Below are 20,072 nucleotides of genomic sequence, written 5' to 3'. Positions count from 1 at the left end.
AGGCTCAGAACAACGGCAGGTTCTCGGCCCTGGACGGCGCGGCGGGCTTGCTGCCGCGCCGCGGCGCCGCGGCGTCGCCGGGGCGCGACAGGCTGCCGATGCGCACGCCCAGCAGGCGCAGGCGCTGGCTCAGGTCCACGCGCTTGAGGCAGGCGCCGGCGGCGCGGCGGATCGCCTGCGCATCCTGGGTGGGCAGCTCCAGGGTGAGGTCGCGCGTGACGGTGCGAAAGCCCTCGAAGCGCAGCTTGATGCCCACCGTGCGGCCCAGATAGCCCTTGCGCTCGAGGTCGGCGGCGAGCTGCTCGCACAGGCGCGTGAAGATCGCGCCCAGTTCGGCGCGGTCGTGCTTGGCATGCAGGTCGCGTTCGAAGGTGGTCTCGCGGCTGATCGAGACGGGCTCGCTGTGCGTCACCACCGGCCGGTCGTCGCGGCCATGCGCGGCCTCGTGCAGCCAGGCCGCATAGCTCTCGCCGAAATGCTGGCGCAGCAGCGCCGGGTCGGCGGCCGCCAGCTCGCCCACGCTCTCGATGCCCAACTCCAGCAGCTTGGCGCCGGCCTTGGGGCCGATGCCGTTGATCTTGCGCACGCCCAGCGGCCAGATGCGGGCGGGAATCTCCTCGGCCAGGAGGATGGTGATGCCGTCGGGCTTGTCGAGCTCGGAGGCGATCTTGGAGAGCAGCTTGTTGGGCGTGATGCCGATCGAGCAGCTCAGGCCGGTGGCGCGCAACACCGAGTTCTTGATCTCGCGCGCCACCGCGCGCACCCCGCCCAGCGGATCGTGGCCCACCGGCTCGCGGATGCCGGGCACGTCGGAGAGGTCGATGTAGATCTCGTCGATGCCGCGGTCTTCGATCACCGGCGCCACTTCGGCCACCGCGGCCTTGAACAGGCGCGAGTAGCGCCGGTAGGCGTCGAAATCGGTGGGCAGCAGGATGGCATCGGGCGCGCGCAGCGCCGCCTTCATCAGGCCCATGGCCGAGAACACGCCCAGATCGCGGGCCGCGTAGGAGGAGGTGGTGACGACGCCGCGGCCGGTGTAGTCGCGCAGCCGCGCGTACTGGCGCGTGCCGTCGGGCAGGGTCTTGGGCTCATGCGCGCGCCGCCCGCCCACCACCACCGCCAGGCCCTTCAGATCGGGATAGCGCAGCAGCTCGACGGAGGCATAGAAGGCGTCCATGTCGAGGTGCGCGATCAGGCGCTGGGGCAGGGGCCCGCTGGCGGTGGAGGAGGGAGGCGATGCGGCCATGCCGCATTGTGGCGCGCGCTGCTGACAGGGGCTGGCAGCAGCAGCGCGTGAGCTCAGGCGCGCTGGCGGCGCTGCACGAAGCGCAACAGCTCCTTGTCGCCGCGCCGGATGTGCAGCGACAACCAGTCGCGCAGCACCGCCGAGAGCTGCGCCGCCACCGCGATGCTGCCGGCCTCGAAGCGCGCGCGCAGGGCCTGCAGATCGGCGATGAACTTCGCGTGCGTGAGCCGGTGGCGCTCGAGATCGGGGAACTGCAGCTCGGCCATGCGCTGCTCCTCGCGCTGCAGATGCTCGGCCGTGTAGGCGAGCAGCTCCTTGAGGATGGTCTCCACCACCTCCATGCCGCGGCCCTCGGTGGTGGCGCTGTGCAGCTGGTTCACCAGATCGACCAGATGGCGGTGGTCCGCGTCGATCGCGCCGCCATCGATCACCATGTCATCGGCCCATTCAAAGTAGGCCATGGCCTCAGCCCTGGCCCGGCGTCGCGGCGCCGAGCTTGAACACGCTCACCGCCTGCACCAGGCCCTGGGCCTGGTCGGACAGCGATTGCGCGGCGGCCGCGGCCTCCTCGACCAGGGCAGCGTTCTGCTGCGTCACCTGGTCCATCTGGCCCACCGCCTGGTTGACCTGCTCGATGCCGGTGGTCTGCTCCTTGCTGGCGGTGGTGATCTCGCCCATCAGGTCGGCCACGCGCCGCACGTGCACGACGATCTCGTCCATGGTGCTGCCGGCCTGTTCCACCAGCTTGCAGCCCTCGCGCACATTGCCCACCGAACCGGTGATGAGCTTCTTGATCTCGCGTGCGGCCTCGGCGCTGCGGCCCGCCAGGCTGCGCACCTCGCCGGCCACGACGGCGAAGCCGCGCCCCTGCTCGCCGGCACGCGCGGCTTCCACCGCGGCGTTCAGGGCGAGGATGTTGGTCTGGAAGGCGATGCCGTCGATCACGCCGATGATGTCGGCGATCTTGGTCGACGAGGCATTGATGGCCTCCATGGTCTGCACCACCTGGGCCACCACGGCGCCGCCCTTGACGGCCACGCCCGAGGCGGTTTCGGCCAGCTGGTTGGCATGGCGGCCGCCGTCGTAGTTCTGCTTGACGGTGGCCGACAGTTGCTCCATCGAGGCCGCGGTCTGCTGCAGCGAGCTGGCCTGCTCCTCGGTGCGCGACGACAGATCGAGATTGCCGGCGGCGATCTGGTCGGTGGCGATGGCCATCGAATCCGCGCCCTGGCGCACCTGGCTGACGATGCTCACCAGGCTGGCGTTCATGTCCTTCAAGGCCTGCAGCAGCTGCCCGCATTCGTCGGCGCTGCGCACCTCGATCTGGCTGCTGAGGTCGCCGGCCGCCACGGTGCGCGCGACGCGCAGCGCCGCATGCAGGGGCCGGGTGATGGAGCGCGTGATCCACCAGGCGAAGCCCACGCCCAGCGCCAGGCCCAGCGCGCCGACGGCCAGCAGCAGCATGCGGCCGGTGCCGAGATCGCTGCGCAACTCGGCGCTGCTGGCCACCACCACCTTCTTCTGCAGGGCGGTGAGCCCGTTGATGGGCTCCTGCATGGCATCCAGCAGGGCCAGGGTTTCGCTGTTGAGCAGCTGCGTGGCCTCGTCCTTGCGGCCCTCGTCGACCAGCTTGGCCACCTTGCTGAAGGAGGCCACGTACTTGGTGCGCGTCTCCTTCAGCTGGGCCAGCATGGCCTTGCCCTCGGGCAGACGCACCAGCGACTCCAGGGTGCGCAGGGCCTCGGTGATGATCTGCTTGTTGGCCTCGATGCGCTGCTTGGCGCGGGCCGACTGCGCCGCATCGGCGCTGACGATCAGCTCCATGGTGTTGCGCGCATTGGCGCGCGTGCTGGCGTTCACCACATTGGCCGCATCGGCCTTGACCCAGTCCTGCTCGATGATGCGGCTGTTGACCGCATCGGCGCGGCCGAACTGCTGCCAGGCGATGAAGATGATGCCCGCCATCATCAGCAGCAGGACCCCGAATCCCAGGCCCAAGCGTACGCCGATGCCGAGGTCCGCCATATTCTTTTTCCCGCTCATGTTGTCCTTCCCTGTGAGCCTGCCGCGGCGCCGGATTGGCGCGCCAGACGGCGGACTCATGGATTGGACTTGTGGGTTTACCCTAGGTCAAGCCAGCGACTTGCCTTATGTCAAAAGGCGGGGACATAGCGAAAGGAACCGGCAGCCTTCAGCTGCAGCTGGCGCTGCCGCAGGAGCTGATGGTGGCCGAGGCTTGCTGCAGCGGCTGGGTCAGCGTGCCGGTGGCGCTGTCGTAGCCCACCTGGCTCATGTGGAACACCAGCGAGGCGTCCATCATCTCGGCATGGGCCGGGAACCATTGCGAGAGCTCGCCCACGATGATGCGCATGGGCTCCATGTCCTTGAGCTCCACCGCATAGCGCAGCACCTCGCGCAAGGTGTCCAGCACCATCGCGTGCTGCTTGCTGTGGCAGTTCTCGGGCGCGAAGCCGGTGGCGGCCATCCAGCGCTCTTCCATCGCGAAATGCTCTTCGGTATGGGCGAGCAGGCGCTGGAAGGCGGGCAGCGGGTCGGCGCCGCTGGCCAGCACCGCCGCGAACTCGTTCAGCAGGCCGACGAATTCCTCATGCGTGTGGTCGAGTTGGGCGTGGTTGAGCGCGAGTTGCTCGTTCCAGGTGATGCTGCTCATGGTCGTGCTCAAAGTGAGGGGCTCAGCATAGGGCGCGCGGGCGCGCCCCGGCTTGCGACATGTCAATGCGCCGCGGCGGCGGCCAGCCGGGCGCGATGGCGCGCCACCTGGGCGCGCACCTGGGCCGGCGCGGTGCCGCCCAGGATGTTGCGTGCGTTCAGCGAGCCGCGCAGCGACAGCACCTCGAACACATCGGCCTCGATGCGGCCATCGAACTTCTGCAGTTCGGCCAGCGGCAGCTGCGACAGGTCCAGGCCGGTGGCGATGGCGGTCTTCACCGCATGGGCCACGATCTCGTGCGCATCGCGGAAGGCCAGGCCCTTCTTCACCAGGTAGTCGGCCAGGTCGGTGGCGGTGGCATAACCCTTCAAGGCCGCGCGCTCCATCGCCTCGGGCTTGACGGTCAGGCCGCCCATCATCTCGGCAAAGATGCGCAGCGTGTCCTTCAAGGTGTCGACGGTGTCGAACAGCGGCTCCTTGTCTTCCTGGTTGTCCTTGTTGTAGGCCAGCGGCTGGCCCTTCATCAGGGTGATCAGGCCCATCAGATGGCCGACCACGCGGCCGGTCTTGCCGCGCGCCAGCTCGGGCACGTCGGGGTTCTTCTTCTGCGGCATGATGCTTGATCCGGTGCAGAAGCGATCGGCCAGGTCGATGAAACCGAAGCTCTGGCTCATCCACAGGATCAGCTCTTCGCTGAGGCGCGAGATGTGCACCATCACCAGCGCGGCGGCGCTGCTGAACTCGATCGCGAAGTCGCGGTCACTCACCGCGTCCAGGCTGTTCTGGCAGACACCCTCCATGCCCAGGGTCCTGGCCACACGCTCGCGGTCCAGCGGGTAGCTGGTGCCGGCTAGCGCCGCGGCGCCCAGCGGCAGGCGATTGACGCGGCGGCGCGCATCGGCCAGGCGCTCGGCATCGCGCGCAAACATCTCCACATAGGCCAGCAGGTGATGGCCAAAGGCCACCGGCTGGGCCACCTGCAGGTGGGTGAAGCCGGGCAGGATCACCTCGGCGTTCTGCTCCGTCACCTCCACCATGGCCAGCTGCAGGGCTTGCAGCAGCGCGCCGATGGCATCGATCTCGTCGCGCAGCCACAGGCGCACATCGGTGGCCACCTGGTCGTTGCGGCTGCGGCCGGTGTGCAGGCGCTTGCCGGCGATGCCGATCAGGGTGGTCAGGCGCGCCTCGATGTTCAGGTGCACGTCCTCCAGGTCCAGCTTCCATTCGAACTGGCCGGCCTCGATCTCGCTCGTGATCTGCGCCATGCCGCGCTGGATGGCGGCGTGGTCCTCGGCGTTCAGGATGCCTTGCGCGGCGAGCATCTCGGCATGCGCCAGGCTGCCCTGGATGTCGGCCTTCCAGAGGCGCTGGTCGAAGAACACGCTGGCGGTGTAGCGCTTCACCAACTCGCTCATCGGTTCGGAGAACAGCGCGGACCAGGCTTGGGACTTGTTGTCGAGTTGGTTGTCGGCGGACATGGCGGAAAGGGTGCGGGAAGGGTGGAAAAGGGGCAGGGCGCGCCGCTGAAGCAGAATGCGGGCATTGATTCTAAGGGCGGGGCCCCATTGGCCCCTCGGCATGGCAGGCAAGCACCACAACGACTGGCACGACAGCCGCAACTTCACCAGCATGCTGGGCCTGGCGCCCACGCCCGCCGAGGTGGAGGAACAGGTGGCGCCGCTGTTCGACGGCGAGCGCGTCTTCGACGTCTGCCATGTGGGCCTGGTGCTGCGCGCGGTGCTGGGCGTGCAGGCCCTCTTGGCCCTGGGCCTGGCGCTGGCGGCGCGCGAACCCCTGCAATGGCTGTGGTGGATGAGCAGCGGCACGGTGGTGACGCTTTCGGCCGTGCTGTTCTGGCTGCTGCTGGTGTGCGGCGCGCGCCGGCCGCTGGCGCGTCTGCGCGAGCCCTGGCAATGGGCCGTGCTGCTGGGCCTGGGGGCGCTGGGCGCCAGCCTGGGCTGGCAGCTGCTCAACCTTGCCAGCGACGAGCCCAGCGGCTGGTTCCGCCAGCTCAGCGTGGCGCTGGCCGGCGCCGCCATGGCGGCCATGCTGCTGTACTGGATGAAGCTGCGCGAGCGCTCGCAGCGACCCGCCGATGCCCTGGCCCAGCTGGTGGAGCTGCAATCGCGCATCCGCCCGCATTTCCTCTTCAACACCCTCAACACCGCGATGGCCCTGGTGCGCGTGGACCCGAACCGCGCCGAGGCGGTGCTGGAGGACCTGAGCGAGCTGTTCCGCGTGGCCCTGGCCGAGGCCAGCACGGTGGTCAGCCTCAACGAGGAGGTGGAGCTGGCGCGGCGCTATCTGGACATCGAGCAGATCCGCTTCGGCGAGCGCCTGCGCATCCGTTGGCAGCTCGACGAAAGCGCCGGCAATGCGCGCGTGCCGCCCTTGCTGCTGCAGCCCCTGGTGGAGAACGCGGTGCGCCATGGCGTCGAGCCCAACGACGCCGGCGGCGCGCTGGAGGTGCGCACCAAGAGCCGCGGCGCCGAGGTCGAGATCCTGGTGAGCAACAGCGTGGGCGCCGCCTCCAGCGTGCCCGGCCATGGCCTGGCGCTGCGCAATGTGCGCGACCGCCTGCGTCTGATGCATGATGTGGCCGCGCGCTTCGAGGTCCGCCAGGAGCCCGGCCGCTTCACCGTCCGAATCGTTCTGCCCCGCTGAACCATGCACCTGCAGCCCGCCCTCAAGGTCCTGATCGTCGACGACGAACCGCTCGCCCGTATGCGCCTGCGCGGCCTGGTGGAGAGCTGCGCCGAGCCGCATGCCGAGGTGGTGGCCGAGGCCGGCACCGCCTCGCAGGCCCAGCAATGGCTGCGCGACCATGGCTGCGACCTGATCCTGCTGGACGTGCAGATGCCCGGCCCGGATGGCCTGCAGCTCGCCGACGCGCTGCGCGAGCGCGAGCCGCGGCCGGCGGTGGTGTTCGTCACCGCCCATGCCGAGCATGCCTTGCGCGCCTTCGAACTGGAGGCGATCGACTACCTCACCAAGCCGGTGCGGCGCGAGCGCCTGCAGGCGGCGCTGGCGCGCGTGGCTCAGCGCATCGCCGAGCGCGCCGCCGCCCGGTCGCAGCAGGGCGCCGCCGACGCGGCCGCCGAGGGCCCGGTGATCAATATCAGCGACCGCGGCCGCCTGATCCGCGTGCCGCTGGCCGAGGTGCTGTACTTCAAGGCCGAGCTCAAGTACCTGACCCTGCGCACCGCCAGCCAGAGCTATGTGATGGACGGCAGCCTCAGCGAGCTCGAGCAGCGCCTGGGCGAGCGCTTTCTGCGCGTGCACCGCAATGCCCTGGTGGCCAAGGCGGCGGTGCGCGAGCTCGAGCGCCACGCCCCCAGCGACGGCGGCAGCCCCGAGGCGGCCGAGGCCGGCGAGGCCAGCGAAGGCGCCGAGGGCTGGGCCGTGCGCGTTGCCACGGTGAACGAATGGCTGTCGGTCTCGCGCCGCCAGGTGGCGGCGGTGCGCGAGGCGCTGGCGGCGGCATCGGGCTGAGTTGGCTCCAAGTCAGCTTCCGCTCAGCTGACATCGCCTAGCATGGCCCACCATGCAGGAGCAGCGCCAAGAATTCTTTCCCCGCCAGGTGGTCGAGCCCGCGCTCAACCGCTGGGACTGGGCCTTGCTGCCGCTGGTGCTGGCCGGCTTCAGCCTGCTGGCGCTGGCCGCCACGCAGATGGCCAGGCCCTTCCATGTGGGCGAGGTGCTGCCCATCAGCCTGGACCCGCTGGCGCTGCCCTACTACCTGCTGCGCACCACGCTGCGCATGTTCCTGGCGCTGGCGGCCTCGGTGCTGTTCGCCTGCGTGTTCGCGGCGCTCGCCGCCAAGGTGCGCGCGGCCGAGAAGCTGCTGGTGCCGCTGCTGGACATCCTGCAGTCCATTCCCATCCTGGGCTTTCTGTCCATCACGGTGACGGGCTTCATCGCGCTCTTCCCGGGCAGCCTGCTGGGGGTGGAATGCGCGGCCATCTTCGCCATCTTCACCTCGCAGGCCTGGAACATGGCCTTCAGCCTCTACCAGTCACTGCGCACCGTGCCGGCCGAACTGCAGGAGGCTGCCAGCATCTTCCGCCTGTCGGCCTGGCAGCGTTTCTGGCGCCTGGAGCTGCCGTTCGCGATGCCCGGCCTGCTGTGGAACATGATGATGAGCATGTCGGGCGGCTGGTTCTTCGTGGTCGCCTCGGAGGCGATCTCGGTGGCCAACCAGGACATCAAGCTGCCGGGCGTGGGCTCCTACATCGCCATGGCCATCGCCGCCAAGGACCTGCACGCCATCGGCTATGCCATCCTGGGCATGCTGATCGGCATCCTGCTCTACGACCAGCTGTTCTTCCGCCCGCTGCTGGCCTGGGCCGACAAGTTCCGTTTCGAGGAGTCGGGCAGCGAGAACGCGCCGACCTCCTGGCTGTTGACCTGGCTGCGTCGCACCGCGCTGCTGCAACGCCTGGGCGACTGGCCGGGCCGCTGGCTCACGTCCAGCTTCGCGCCGATGCGCTTGCGCTTCGACGGCACCTCCATTCGCGCCCGGCCCAAGCCCGCCAATCCGCTCTGGGCTCGTGTCTGGGATGCGGTGCTGGCGGCGCTGGTGATGTTCGCGCTCTGGCGCTTGGTGAGCTTCATCCATGGCGAGGTGGGCTGGGGCGAAGTGGGCCATGTCTTCAAGCTGGGCTTCTACACCCTGGCGCGCGTGCTGGTGCTGATCGCGGTGGCCTCGCTGATCTGGGTGCCCATCGGTGTATGGATAGGGCTCAACCCGCGCATCGCGGGCCGGGTGCAGGCGCTGGCGCAGTTCCTGGCGGCCTTCCCGTCCAATCTGGTGTTTCCGGTGGCGGTGATACTGATCCTGCGCTGGCAGCTCAATCCGGATATCTGGCTCTCGCCCCTCATCATCCTGGGCACCCAGTGGTACCTGCTCTTCAATGTGGTGGCCGGCGCCTCCACCATCCCCTCGGAGCTGCGTTATGCGGCGCACAACCTCGGGCTCAAGGGCTGGCTGATGTGGCGGCGCTACCTGCTGCCGGCGATCTTCCCGAGCTTCGTGACTGGTGCCATCACCGCCAGCGGCGGATCCTGGAATGCCAGCATCGTGGCGGAATATGTGAGCTGGGGTGACACCACGCTGCAGGCCCAGGGCCTGGGCAGCTATATCCAGCAGATGACGGCGGCCGGCGACTTCCCGCGCATTGCGCTGGGCATTGGCGTGATGTGCGTGTTCGTGATGGCGCTCAACCACTGGGTGTGGCGGCGCCTGTACCGGCTCGCCGAGCAAAGAATGCACTTCTGAACCCAGCCATGACGAATCTGATCGAACTGAAAAACGTGGCCAAGAGCTTCAAGTCCTCGGACGGCAGCTCGCGCTCGGTGCTGGAACGGGTGGACTTCGAGCTCGCCAAGGGCGAGATCGTGGCCCTGCTGGGCCAGTCGGGATCGGGCAAGTCCACCTTGCTGCGCATCATGGCGGGGCTGATTCCGGTGGATGGTGGCACGGTCAGCTACCGCGGCCAGCCGCTGTTCGGCCCGGCCGAGGGCATTGCCATGGTGTTCCAGTCCTTTGCGCTGTTCCCCTGGCTGACGGTGCAGCAGAACGTTGAGCTGGGCCTGGAGGCGCGCGGCGTGGCGCCGGACGAGCGCGCCAAGCGTGCCGAGGCGGCGATCGAGCTGATCGGCCTGGCCGGTTTCGAAGGCGCGCTGCCGCGTGAACTCTCCGGCGGCATGCGCCAGCGCGTGGGCCTGGCACGCGCCCTCGTCACCGAGCCGGCGGTGCTTTTGATGGACGAGGCCTTCTCGGCGCTGGACGTGCTCACCGGCGAACGCCTGCGCAACGAGATCCTGGAACTCTGGGACGGCGGCAGCATGCCGACGCAAGCCATGCTGGTGGTTTCGCACAATATCGAGGAAGCGGTGTTGATGGCCGACCGGGTGCTGATCTTCTCCAGCAACCCCGGCCGGGTGCGCGCCGAGCTGCCGATCAGCCTGCCGCGGCCGCGCCACCCCGACAGCCCCGAGGTGCGCCTCTTGATCGACGAGGTCTACAGCCTGATGACGGTGGGCGCCGTGCCTGCCGGCCAGGCCGAGGCGCCCAAGCCGCATCTGTCCGACCGCCTGCCCGAGGCCGACGTGGGCCGCATGGAAAGCCTGCTGGAGCTGCTGGTGGACGAGCGCTTCAAGGGCCGCGCCGACCTGCCCCAGCTGGCCGAGGAAAGCGAGCTCACCGACGAGGACCTGCTGCCGCTGGCCGATGCGCTGCAGCGCCTGGGCCTGGCCCAGCTCGAGCATGGCGACATCCTCATCACGCCGCTGGGCCAGAAGTATGTGGAGGGCGAGCACGAGTTCCGCCGCGAGATCTTCGGCCAGCAGCTGCTCGCCCATGTGCCGATCGCCGCCTTCATCCGCCACAGCCTGGAGCAGGAGGCGCATGGTGAGCTGCGCGAGGAGCCCTTCCTCAAGCTGCTGCAGGAGAGCATGGACGCCCACGAGGCCGAGCGCGTGCTCCAGGTGGCCATCGAATGGGCGCGTTATGGCGAGGTGTTCGAGTACAACTACCACACCGGCATGATCCACCTACCGGAGTCGGGGGAGGGCTGAGCGCCCTCGCCGTGCTGCTACAGCGCGCTGGCGCAGATGGCCCACACGGTGGCCTGGACCGCGAAGGCGTTGGTGTTGGAGAAGTAGACCTGCCAGCTGCTGTCGCTGGACGGATAGCTTTGGTGCATCACCAGCTTGAGCTGATCCAGCTGGCTGCCCAGGCTGGGGAATTGCACGCCACCGCCCAGCACCTTCTTGCCGCTCGGGCAACTGGCCACCAGGGTGGCCAGGAAGCTGGCCGGTATGCTGGTAGTGGCGCTGACGCGTTGGTGCCCGGATACGCCGGCCTGGCCCTGCGGCCCCTGGATCCCTGCCGGACCCGTCGCACCGATCGCGCCGGTCGCGCCGGTGGCACCCTTGGCGCCCGTCGCCCCGGTCAGCCCGGTGGCGCCGGTGTCGCCCTTGGGCCCTTGGTCGGCCAGGGTCAGGTCCAGCCTGGCCACATGGGCGGTGGCGGTGTTTTCCTTGCTGTCGAAGAATGCCACCGTGCCCGGGGCGCTCAGGGCCGTCGTTAGCGCCAGACCGAAGTTGCTGCCGGGGTTGCTGATCCACTGTTTGACCAGGCCGGTCAGGTCCACGCTGATGTACTGGTTGGCCGCGCCCACCGGCACGCTGATGCCACTGCCGGCGCCGGCGTTGGGCGGCTGGTTCGCAGCCGTGACGCTGCCCTCGGCCCAGGCGCCGTTGAGCCCCAGCACCTCGATCGCGCCGGGGGCACCGACGCGGTTCACGTAGAGGATCAGATTGGCCTTCACCAGCTTGGCCGCCGTGGTGCCGGCGGGCAGGGTGGCCAGGTCAAAACGCAGCAGGGCATTGGCGCCGTTGCCGACATTGAGCGTACCGAGGGCGCCGAAGTTGGCGCTTGGCATGCTGGCATTGATATGGGCGTCGGCCTGCAAGGGCAGGTCAAGTGCCATGGCGCTGCCGGCGGCAAGCAGGCCCAGCAAGGCGGTGAGGTCACGGCGGCTGCGGATCATGGATGGCTCCTGGTATTGGCTGCGACGTTTCAGCGCAAGGTGACGCTGCTGGCCGAGGCGCAGATGGCCCAGACGCGGATGGCACGGCCGTCGCCCGAGGTGTTGCGCAGATTGCATTGGTAGTTGCGCGTGGGCGAGTCCGGCCGCGGGCCGGCGTAGTTCACCTTGACGTCGTCCTGGGCGCTGTTGTTGTCGCGGTGGCCGCAACCTCCCCCCGTCAGGTAGGTGTTGGCCGGGCAGGACGCGGTATAGCCGGCCCAGTAGTTGCCGCCCAGGGTTTCGGTCACCGATACATAGGTCAGGTTCACCGGGCCGGGCTGGCCTTGCACACCCTGGGCGCCTTGTGGGCCGGTAGCACCGGTGCTGCCGGTCAGACCCCGCGGCCCGGTGGCACCGGTTGCACCGGTTGCGCCAGGCGCCCCGGCGTCACCTTTCGGCCCCTGGTCCGCCATCGTCAGGTCCAGGCGCGCCACATGGGCGCTGGCGGTGTTCTCCTTGCTGTCGAAGAAGACCACGGTGGCCGGTGCGCTTAGCGCCGCCTGCAGGGCCACGCCGAAATTGCTGCCCGGGTTGCTGATCCATTGCTTCACCAGCCCGGTCAGGTCCACGCTGAGGAACTGGTTGGCGGCGCCCACTGGCACGCTGATGCCGCTGCCGGCGCCAGCGTTGGGCGGCTGGTTCGCAGCCGTGACGCTGCCCTCGGCCCAGGCGCCGTTGAGCCCCAGCACCTCGATCGCGCCGGGGGCGCCGACGCGGTTCACGTAGAGGATCAGATTGGCCTTCACCAGCTTGGCGGCCGTGGCGCCGGCGGGCAGGGTGGCCAGGTCAAAACGCAGCAGGGCGCTGGCGCCACCGCCCACGTTCAGCGTCGGCAGGCTGCCGAAGTTGTTGCCGGGCAGCAGGCTGTTGACATGGCTATCGGCGGCCAGCGGGGCGTCGAGGGCCTGCGCCGGCAGGGCGCAGGCAAGCAGGACCAAGCTCGCGCTGGCGCGGATGAATCGATGGGACAACATGCTCACTCCTTGATCAATGGGCCAATGGGCTGATGGCGGGTTCAGGGGCCGGTGACATTGCTGGCGCTGATGCACATGACGTAGGCGCGCACCGCCCGGCTGCTGCTCGAGTTGTTGTTGATGCGGCAGGCATAGCCGCCGCGCTGGTTGTCGGGGTTGGGGCCGGCGTAGTTGACCGTGATGTCGGTCTGCGCGCTGTTGTAGTCGCGGTGACCGCAACCACCACCCACCACAAACATATTGCTGGGGCAGTAGAGGTTGAGAGAGGCATGGTTGTTGGCTGGCAGGCTGAAGTCGGAGCGGCCGTAGGTGAGGTTGACCGGCCCCGCCGGCCCCTGCGGCCCTTGCGGGCCCGCTGCGCCTGTTGCGCCGGTGGCACCGGTCAGGCCTCTCGGACCCTGGGTGCCCGTTGCGCCGGTTGCTCCCGTGGCTCCGGCCGGGCCGGTGGCGCCGGTGTCGCCCTTGGGCCCGACCGGGCCGGTCGGGCCTGGCAGGCCCTGGGGCCCTTGCGGGCCCACCGGCCCCTGGTCCATCAGGCTGATGTCCAGGCTGGGGCCGTGACCGGTGGCGGCGTTTTCCTTGCTGTCCAGGAACAGCTGTGTAGCCGGCGCACTCAAGGCGGGTTGCAGCAGCAGGCCCAGATTGCTGGCGGGGTTGTTGATCCACCCCTTGACCTGACTCGTTATGTCGATGCTGATGTATTGGTTGGCCTGGCTCACCGTCGCTACCGGGCCGCTGCCCGCGCCGCTGTTGGGGGGCGCGGCGGCGGCGCTGACGCTGCTTTCGCCCCAGCCGCCGTTGACGCTCAGCACCTCGATGGCGCCGGGCACGCCGACGCGGTTGACGAACAGCTTCAAATTGGCCTTCTGCAGCTTGGCAGCGCTGAGTCCGGCGGGCAGCACGCCGGCCAGGTCAAAGCGCAGCAGCACGCTGGCGCCGCCGCCCACACCCAGTTGTGGCAGGCTGCCAAAATTGATGCTGGGCGTGAGGTTGCTGATCTGCGCGTCGGCCTGCAGCGGCACATCGAGTGCGCGCGCACCGCCGGTGCATGCGAGCAGGGCCAGTGCGCTGGCGATGCGGAAGTGCTTCATGGTCATTCCCCTTGGCCTCAGGCCTGTTCCAGGTGACGACGCCGCCGCGCGATCAGTGCGGCGCTACCCAGCAGCATCAGCAGCGCGCTGGCGGGCTCGGGCACGCTGGCGGCCTGCATGTCGAAGGCCCAGTGGCCGCTGCGCTGGCTGGCATCAACCTGCACAAAATGCTGGCCGGGCTGGCCCAGGTAGGCGAGGCCGGTGTAGTCGGGGATGCCCGTCTGGCTGTAGCCGTCGCTGAGCAGGCTGCCGAGCGGCTCGTTGCCATCCTGCGAGAGCACCAGGGTGTAGTGGCCGGCCGGCAGGGCCATGCTGAAGTGCGCATCCCAGCAAAAGCCGCTGGCCGGGTCCGGGCTGCTCGGGTCGCCGCAGGCGCCGGCGCTGCCGCGCGCCAGCTGCAGCAGTTCGCCGCCCGCGCTGAACAGGGCCAGCACCGGCGCGAAGCCGCCGGCGGCGATCTGCTGGCCCAGCGCGTTCTGCCCGCCCGCAAACGAAAAGCTCTGCACGCTCAGCTGGTCGTCCTGGCTGAGCCAGACGCTGGTGCTGAAGAGCTCGTCGTCCAGGCTGAAATCGCCCTGGAAGGACTGTGTGGCGGCCTGGGCCGGGCCTTGCGCGATACCCAGTCCGAGGCTCGCCAGGGCCATTGCGGCCCAGATGGTTGCTTTCATCTTGATCCCCTGTTGCAGCGCTTTGCTGCTCTATGGGGATAAGGGCGGTGGCGCCGGCCGGCCTATCAGGGCCTAGGGTTTGTCCAGAGTCCGAGCCAGGGCGGCGGCCGCCTCGGCCACATCGAGACGCAGACGCCGCAGGCTGGGGTGTTCGGGCGCTACCGTGGCCAGGGCCAGTTGCAGTGCAGCCTGGTGATGCTCCAAGGCCTGTTGTGCCTGCTGCAGATGGCTGGCCAGCAGGCCTTGCAGGCGCAGCAAGGCCACGCGGCGCAGCGGCCGCAGCGCCGCCTCCTGTGCCTGCACCAGTGCGACACCGGCCGCGGCCGTGCTGCTGTCGCCCTGCAGCAGGGCGGCTTCGGCCAGGGTCAGCTCGGAGTCGATGCGGTCGTTGTGGACCGCCGGCAGGCGCTTGCGACGCTGCACGGCCGCCTCTTCGAGCAGCGGCTGGGCTTCGGCGAGGCGGCCGGCGCGCAGCAGCCAGCGGCCCAGGTTGTGGCGCGCGCGGGCCAAGCTCAGGTCGTCCGGCTTGAGGGCGGCCTGCCGGATCGCCAGCGATTCGCGGTACAGGCTTTCGGCGGCCGGGTCGCCCAGATCCTCCAGCGCGGTGGCGAGGTTGTTGATATTGACCGCCACGCTCACCGAGCCGCGCCCCTGCAACTGCTCGTGCAGGGCCAGCGCCTCGCGGTAGGCGGCGATCGCCTCGGCGCTGCGGCCGCCGTCCTGCAGCACGCTGGCCAGTTCGTTGAGCGCGCTCGCCACGGTGGCGCTCTGCGGCCCGTGCACGGCGCGGCGCTGCGCCACCAGCTCGCGCAGCAGGGCCTCGGCCTCGTCGACGCGGTGCTGGGCGGCCAGCACCACGGCCAGCGACTGCATGCTGGTGAGCACCGAAGGATTCTGCTCGCCGAGCAGGCGGCGCTTGAGTTCGAGGGCGCGGCGGAACTGCGCCTCGGCCTCGCGCAACTGGCCGGCCCGCAGCGCCAGCGAGCCGAGGTTCTGGATCGCGATCGCCACGTCCAGGTGCTCGGCACCCTGCCTGGCGAGGCGTATCGCCAGCGCCTTGTCCAGGCAGCGGCGCGCCTCGTCGAGGGCGTCGACGCGCGTCAGCACCAGGCCCAGGGTGTTGTAGGCGTCGGCCAGCTCCAGGGCATCGGCCGCCACCAGGGGCTGGCGCAGCGCCAGCGAGCGGCGCGCCGGCGCCACCGCCTTGGCCTCCTGGCCATCGTTGGACAGCGTCACGGCCAGGCGGCTCAGCAGCGCCGCCTCGCGCAGCGGCTGGCGCTGTGGCTTGGCGCGCTCCAGGGCGATGGCCTGTTCGTACAGCTCGACCGCGGCGCGCGGCTTGCCGATGTTCTCGTAGACCTTGCCGAGCACGCCCTTCATCGAGGCCTGCAGCGCCGGCTGGCCCTGCAGGTCGCGGTCCATGCGCTCGCGGCCCTTGTCCACCAGGGTTGCGGCGCTCAGGTCGGGCCGGCCCGAGACGCGCGGGTCGGCGCCCTCGAACAGCGCCACCATGAAGTCGCTCACCTGGCGCGTGGTCTCGGCCTCCTGCTGGGCCAGCCGGCGGGCCGCCTCGGCGCGCCGCCGCTCGGCATCGGCACGTGCCTCGGCGGCCAGGGCCGCGTCGCGCTCATGCTGGGCCTGGGCGCGCGCTTGGGCTGCCTGGTCGCGTTCCGCCAGGGCATGGCGTTCGGCGCCCTGTGCCTGCGCGGCCGAACGCTCCGCCTGCGCGGCCGAGGCACGCGCCAGCGCCTCGGCCTGCAGTGCGCGGTCGCGCTCCTGCACCACGCGCAGGGTGAACAGGGCCGCCATCAGCAGCGCACCGCTGCCGGCCAGCACCCAGGGCCAGCGCCGCCGCAGGAATTTGCGCGCCACGTAGCCGGGGCTGCGCGGCAGCGCGGCCAGCGGCAGATGCTGGCGATAACGGCGCAGATCCGACATCAGCGCCGCCACGCTGAGGTAGCGCGCCTCCGGCTGCGCGGCGGTGGCGCGCCGCACGATCGCCTGCCATTCCGCGGGCCGCGCCGCCGCCGGGCCCAGCGCCTGCAGCAGCTCGCCCAGCATGGCGCCGAGGCTGTAGATGTCGCTGGCGCTGCTGGCCGGCGCGCCGGCGCGCTGCTCGGGGCTGGCATAGCGTGGCGTCAGCGCCAGCGTCTCACCGTCCTGCGCGCTGCCGTCCACGCCACTCTCAGCGCGCTTGCCCTGCAGCTGGGCGATGCCGAAGTCCAGCAGCATGGCGCGGCCGTCGCTGCCCACCAGCACATTGCCGGGCTTGATGTCGCAATGCACCACCAGCTGGCGGTGCGCATAGGCCACCGCCTCGCACACCATCAGGAACAGCTCCAGCGTGGCCTCCAGCCCGAGTTCGTGCTCGTGCTGGTAGACGTCGATGCGCTGGCCTTCGACATAGTCCATCACCAGATAGGGCTGGCCGCCGGGTGTGCTGCCGCCATCGATGAGGCGCGCGATATGGGGGTGGTTCAGCGAGGCGAGGATCTGGCGCTCGCGCGCCAGCTGGGCCAGCGCCGCCTCGCCCGACCAGCCGCGCAGCAGCTTGATGGCGGCGCGCTGCTGGTAATGGCCGTCGCTGCGCTCGGCCAGGTAGACCATGCCCATGCCGCCATGGCCCAGCTCGGACACGAGGGTCCAGGCGCCCAGGCGCTCGCCGGGCCTGAGCTCGGCGCCGCCGACGCTGGCCAGCATGCCCGCCACCGGCTTGGCAAAGCGGGTGGTGGCGTCGTGGCCGGCCAGGCGCAGCACGCGCGCACAGAGCTGCGCCGGGGCGCCCAGCTCGGCCAAACGCCGGCGTTGCGCGGCCTCGTCGGGCAGGTCGCAGATCTCGTTGAACAGCGCCTTGACCTGGGCGAAATCGGGGTCGGCGGCGCTGCTGCTGCTCATGCCCGCTCTCAGGCTTCCAGCTCGCGGCCCAGTTGTTCGGCCAGCCAGGCGCGCGCGAAGCGCAGCTCGCGGTCCACCGTGGGCACCGAGATGGCCAGCACCTCGGCGATATCGGCGCGCTGCAGGCCGGCGAAATAGGTCAGCTCCAGCACCTGGGCGCCGCGCGGGTCGTGGGCGCCGAGCTGGTCCAGCAGCGCGTCCAGGGTGAGCAGATCGGCCGCCATCGATTCCTCGCCCAGCGCCGCCGAGCTGAGGGTGAGCTGCACGCGGCCGCCGCCGCGCTTGTCGGCGAGGCGCGCGCGCGCATGCTCGCGCAGCACGCTGCGCATGGTCAGCGAGACGGTGGCGAAGAAGTGCGCGCGGTTCTGCCAGTCGCTGGGCGCGGCCATCAGGCGCAGCATGGCCTCGTTCACCACATCGCCCTTGGCCAGGGTGGCGGCGTCGTGGCCGCGCAGACGCGAGGCCGCCATGCGCAGGAACTCGCCATGCACCGCCTGCACCACGCGTTCGAAGGCGGCGCCGTCGCCCTTTTTCCAGGCCTGCAACAGCACGGTCATGGCTTCGACGGTGTCGCCCGGGGCGGGCTGGGCAGGGGCGCTGGTCATGGCGGCGGGAGGCTGAAAGTGGCGGCAGTGTAGCCGCCGCCCAGCGAGGAAGTTAGGGGGCAGGCCGGCTCATTCAAGGCAGCAGGATTTCAAAGCGCGTGCCGCCGCCGGGACGGTCCAGCAGGCTGACGCTGCCGCAGCGCGCGCCGAGCTGGTGGGCGCGCGCCACCGCCGCGCAGAGTTCCTGGCCCAGGCCGGTGGAGGATTGGGCCGAGGGGTCGGCGCTGCCCAGGCCGGGGCCGTCGTCGTCCACCGAGAACACCAGCTGGCCGTCGCGCACGCCGGCATCCAGCACCACCTCGCTGCGCGCGAAGCGCCAGGCGTTCTGCAGCGCCGCCTCCAGGGCCAGGCGCACCAGCCGCGGGTCGAAGTACCAGAAGGCCGGCGCGCTGCTGCAGGGCCCCAGGCGCAGCGGCGCATGGTCGGGGCGCGAATCCACATGCAGCAGGCCTTGCAGAAAGGCCTGCGGCGACTCGTCCGAGGCCTGCGCCAGCAGGCGGCTGCCGTCGGCGCCGTAAAGCGTCAGGTAGGCGATCAGGCGCTGGCGCAGCTGGGCGCAATGCTGGTGGGCGCGGTGCGCCAGCTCGGCCTCGGGCCGCCGCTCCAACTGCGCCAGCTCGGCCTCCAGCACCCCCAGCTGGTTCTTCAGGTCATGGATCAGCAGGGCCAGCAGTTCGCGGTTCATGCCAGGGCGCTGAGGGTGTCGCGCAGGTATTTGCGCATCTGGGCGACGCGGTCGTGGCCCGGCAAGAGGCGCTCCAGGCGGCTCAGATAGCCGCGCACCTGCTCGACGCGCTGGGCATCCAGCTGCTTGCGCAGGCGCAGCACCATGCAGTTCATCTGCGCGCATTCCATCAGCACGGTGGTGTTCTCCGGGAAGGCGTGCAGCTCCGCCTCCAGGGCCGCCAGCGCTTCGTCGAGCCGGCCGGCGCGCAGCGCCAGCTTGGCCTGGTGCAGCCGCGTCTTCAGGCCGCCGCTGGTGGCGGTGACGATGTTGGCGATCTCGGCCTCGTGCCCGGTGTCGCGCAAGGCCTTGCTGACGAGCTGCTGCATGCGCGCATTCTCGTGGTCGGCGCTGACCACCTTGCCCAGCAGGGCCAGCCCGCGCTCGGCCTGGCCGGTGGCGAGGGCGGCGCGCGCCACCGCGATGGTGGCGAAGTCGGCCTTGGCCTGTGGCGTCTCGGCCAGCGCCTGCTCGGCCAGCTCGCGCGCCTTCTCGGCCTCGCCCAGCAGGGCATGGGCCTGGGCGCTCAGCGCCAGCATGGCGGCGGCCTGTTCGGCGCTGCGCTGCACCTTGCCGGGCGGGTCGACCAGCACCGCCAGCGCCTCCTTGGCCTCGCCCAGATCGATATGGGCCTGGGCCAGCACCAGCGCATCCATGGGCTGGGCGCTCAGCGAGCCCTGGCTGGACTTGAGCGCGCGCGCCAGGCTTTGCTTGGCCAGCTCGGTATCGCCATTGCGGTAGGCGCTTTCGGCCAGCGTGCGCATGCGCTTGGCCGAGGGCACGATCTCGGCCGCCTGCTTGAGCACCGCCAGCGCCTCGTCCTGGCGGTTCATGGCCTCCAGGGCCTGCGCCAGCAGCTCGTGCGCGGCCAGGTTCTTGGCGCCCTCGGCGCTGCCGATGAGTTCGCGCATCAGCTGCACGGTCTCATCAAAGCGGCCGGCGGCTCGGAGCGCGCGTGCCTGGCCCAGCTGGGCCCAGATCAGCTGCGGGCGCAGCTCCAGCGCCTGCTGGTAGACGGCGCGCGCCTCGTCCAGCGCGCCCAGCTCCAGCAAGACCTGACCCTTGAGCTGCAGGGCCTGCATGGTCCAGCGGTCCTTCTTGGCCAGCAGGGTGTCGCAGGCCTTCAGCGCGGCGGGCAGGTCCTTGCGGCCGAGCTGCTTGTGGATGTCCAGCAGGGCCTGGCGCTTTTCAAGCTGGGCCTTGAGGCGGTCTTCGATGTCACCCGCGGTGATGGGCTTGAGCAGGTAGGCGTCGGGCAGGTGCTCGCTGGCGGCGGCCACCGAGAGGTAGCTGTTCTCGGCCGTGATCATGAAGAACAGGCAGTCCGGCGCCAGCAGCTGGTGCTCGCGCAGGTATTCCAGCAGCTGCTGGCCGTCGGTCTTGTGGTTGAGGTTGTAGTCGCACAGGATCAGGCCGAAGGGCTTGGCGCGCACATGGCGCAGCGCCTCCTCGGCCGAGCTGGCGCCCTCGATCTTGTGGATGCCCAGCATGCCCAGCTGGCCGCGCAGCGTGGTCTGCTGCGTGGCCATGTCGTCGACCACGAGGGCCTCGATCCGGGAGTAGGGGGTGTCGGCGCGCATGCTCGTCCTGTGCCTTCCAGCAA

17 protein-coding genes are annotated in these 20,072 nt (G+C 70.1%); 4 read left to right on the top strand and 13 right to left on the bottom strand.

Translation table 11 applies throughout. The annotated features are described in order from the left end of the window. Positions 1–4 precede the first annotated feature (4 nt). The 5 genes from PFX98_RS23135 to argH form a co-directional block, all read right to left on the bottom strand. Positions 5–1,246 (bottom strand): DNA polymerase Y family protein, encoded by a 1,242-nt coding sequence (locus PFX98_RS23135; protein ID WP_285232829.1) that lies wholly within the window; start codon positions 1,244–1,246, stop codon positions 5–7. A 53-nt stretch (positions 1,247–1,299) separates the two neighbouring features. Next, complete coding sequence (locus PFX98_RS23130; RefSeq protein ID WP_285232828.1) at positions 1,300–1,707, bottom strand: bacteriohemerythrin; 408 nt, start codon at positions 1,705–1,707, stop codon at positions 1,300–1,302. Between the two features lie 4 nt (positions 1,708–1,711). Next, entirely contained in the window at positions 1,712–3,289 is a 1,578-nt protein-coding gene (locus tag PFX98_RS23125; protein WP_285232827.1) for a methyl-accepting chemotaxis protein, read from the bottom strand. Positions 3,290–3,437: 148 nt separating this feature from the next. Next, the gene (locus PFX98_RS23120) at positions 3,438–3,917 is read right to left on the bottom strand and encodes a hemerythrin domain-containing protein (RefSeq protein WP_285232826.1); all 480 of its coding nucleotides are present in this window, start codon (positions 3,915–3,917) and stop codon (positions 3,438–3,440) included. 62 nt (positions 3,918–3,979) lie between these two features. Next, complete coding sequence (argH, locus tag PFX98_RS23115) at positions 3,980–5,395, bottom strand: argininosuccinate lyase (RefSeq protein WP_285232825.1); 1,416 nt, start codon at positions 5,393–5,395, stop codon at positions 3,980–3,982. A 100-nt stretch (positions 5,396–5,495) separates the two neighbouring features. Between argH and PFX98_RS23110 the strand changes: the two genes are divergently transcribed. From PFX98_RS23110 to PFX98_RS23095, 4 genes are read left to right on the top strand one after another with little or no spacing between them, the layout of a single operon-like run. Continuing rightward, a complete protein-coding gene (locus PFX98_RS23110; RefSeq protein ID WP_285232824.1) occupies positions 5,496–6,581 on the top strand; it encodes a sensor histidine kinase in 1,086 nt (361 codons plus the stop codon). A gap of 3 nt (positions 6,582–6,584) precedes the next feature. Beyond that, complete coding sequence (locus tag PFX98_RS23105) at positions 6,585–7,409, top strand: LytR/AlgR family response regulator transcription factor (protein WP_285232823.1); 825 nt, start codon at positions 6,585–6,587, stop codon at positions 7,407–7,409. A 52-nt stretch (positions 7,410–7,461) separates the two neighbouring features. Continuing rightward, positions 7,462–9,195, top strand: coding sequence for an ABC transporter permease (locus PFX98_RS23100; RefSeq protein ID WP_285232822.1), 1,734 nt, complete (start codon positions 7,462–7,464; stop codon positions 9,193–9,195). A gap of 8 nt (positions 9,196–9,203) precedes the next feature. Further along, entirely contained in the window at positions 9,204–10,496 is a 1,293-nt protein-coding gene (locus PFX98_RS23095) for an ABC transporter ATP-binding protein (RefSeq protein WP_285232821.1), read from the top strand. Between the two features lie 17 nt (positions 10,497–10,513). On the opposite strand, the gene PFX98_RS23090 is transcribed toward PFX98_RS23095, so the two are convergent. The 8 genes from PFX98_RS23090 to PFX98_RS23055 form a co-directional block, all read right to left on the bottom strand. Continuing rightward, positions 10,514–11,473, bottom strand: coding sequence for a DNRLRE domain-containing protein (locus tag PFX98_RS23090; RefSeq protein ID WP_285232820.1), 960 nt, complete (start codon positions 11,471–11,473; stop codon positions 10,514–10,516). A 29-nt stretch (positions 11,474–11,502) separates the two neighbouring features. Then, on the bottom strand, positions 11,503–12,486 hold the full coding sequence (locus tag PFX98_RS23085) for a DNRLRE domain-containing protein (protein WP_285232819.1): 984 nt from the start codon (positions 12,484–12,486) through the stop codon (positions 11,503–11,505). Between the two features lie 41 nt (positions 12,487–12,527). Then, complete coding sequence (locus PFX98_RS23080) at positions 12,528–13,577, bottom strand: DNRLRE domain-containing protein (RefSeq protein ID WP_285232818.1); 1,050 nt, start codon at positions 13,575–13,577, stop codon at positions 12,528–12,530. Positions 13,578–13,594: 17 nt separating this feature from the next. Beyond that, positions 13,595–14,245, bottom strand: a complete 651-nt coding sequence (locus PFX98_RS23075) for a DVUA0089 family protein (RefSeq protein WP_285232817.1) — start codon at positions 14,243–14,245, stop codon at positions 13,595–13,597. A 72-nt stretch (positions 14,246–14,317) separates the two neighbouring features. After that, positions 14,318–17,140 (bottom strand): serine/threonine-protein kinase, encoded by a 2,823-nt coding sequence (locus PFX98_RS23070; RefSeq protein ID WP_285232816.1) that lies wholly within the window; start codon positions 17,138–17,140, stop codon positions 14,318–14,320. A gap of 8 nt (positions 17,141–17,148) precedes the next feature. Further along, on the bottom strand, positions 17,149–17,745 hold the full coding sequence (locus PFX98_RS23065; protein ID WP_285232815.1) for an ECF-type sigma factor: 597 nt from the start codon (positions 17,743–17,745) through the stop codon (positions 17,149–17,151). Positions 17,746–17,818: 73 nt separating this feature from the next. Next, on the bottom strand, positions 17,819–18,430 hold the full coding sequence (locus tag PFX98_RS23060) for a sensor histidine kinase (RefSeq protein WP_285232814.1): 612 nt from the start codon (positions 18,428–18,430) through the stop codon (positions 17,819–17,821). Continuing rightward, positions 18,427–20,049, bottom strand: a complete 1,623-nt coding sequence (locus PFX98_RS23055; protein ID WP_285232813.1) for a tetratricopeptide repeat-containing response regulator — start codon at positions 20,047–20,049, stop codon at positions 18,427–18,429. Before PFX98_RS23055 ends, PFX98_RS23060 begins: the two co-directional genes overlap by 4 nt. Between the last annotated feature and the right edge of the window lie 23 nt (positions 20,050–20,072).

Source organism: Paucibacter sediminis (assembly GCF_030254645.1).
In the GTDB taxonomy this organism is placed as follows: Bacteria; Pseudomonadota; Gammaproteobacteria; order Burkholderiales; family Burkholderiaceae_C; genus Paucibacter_B; species Paucibacter_B sediminis.
This window is presented reverse-complemented; position numbering and strand designations above follow the sequence as displayed.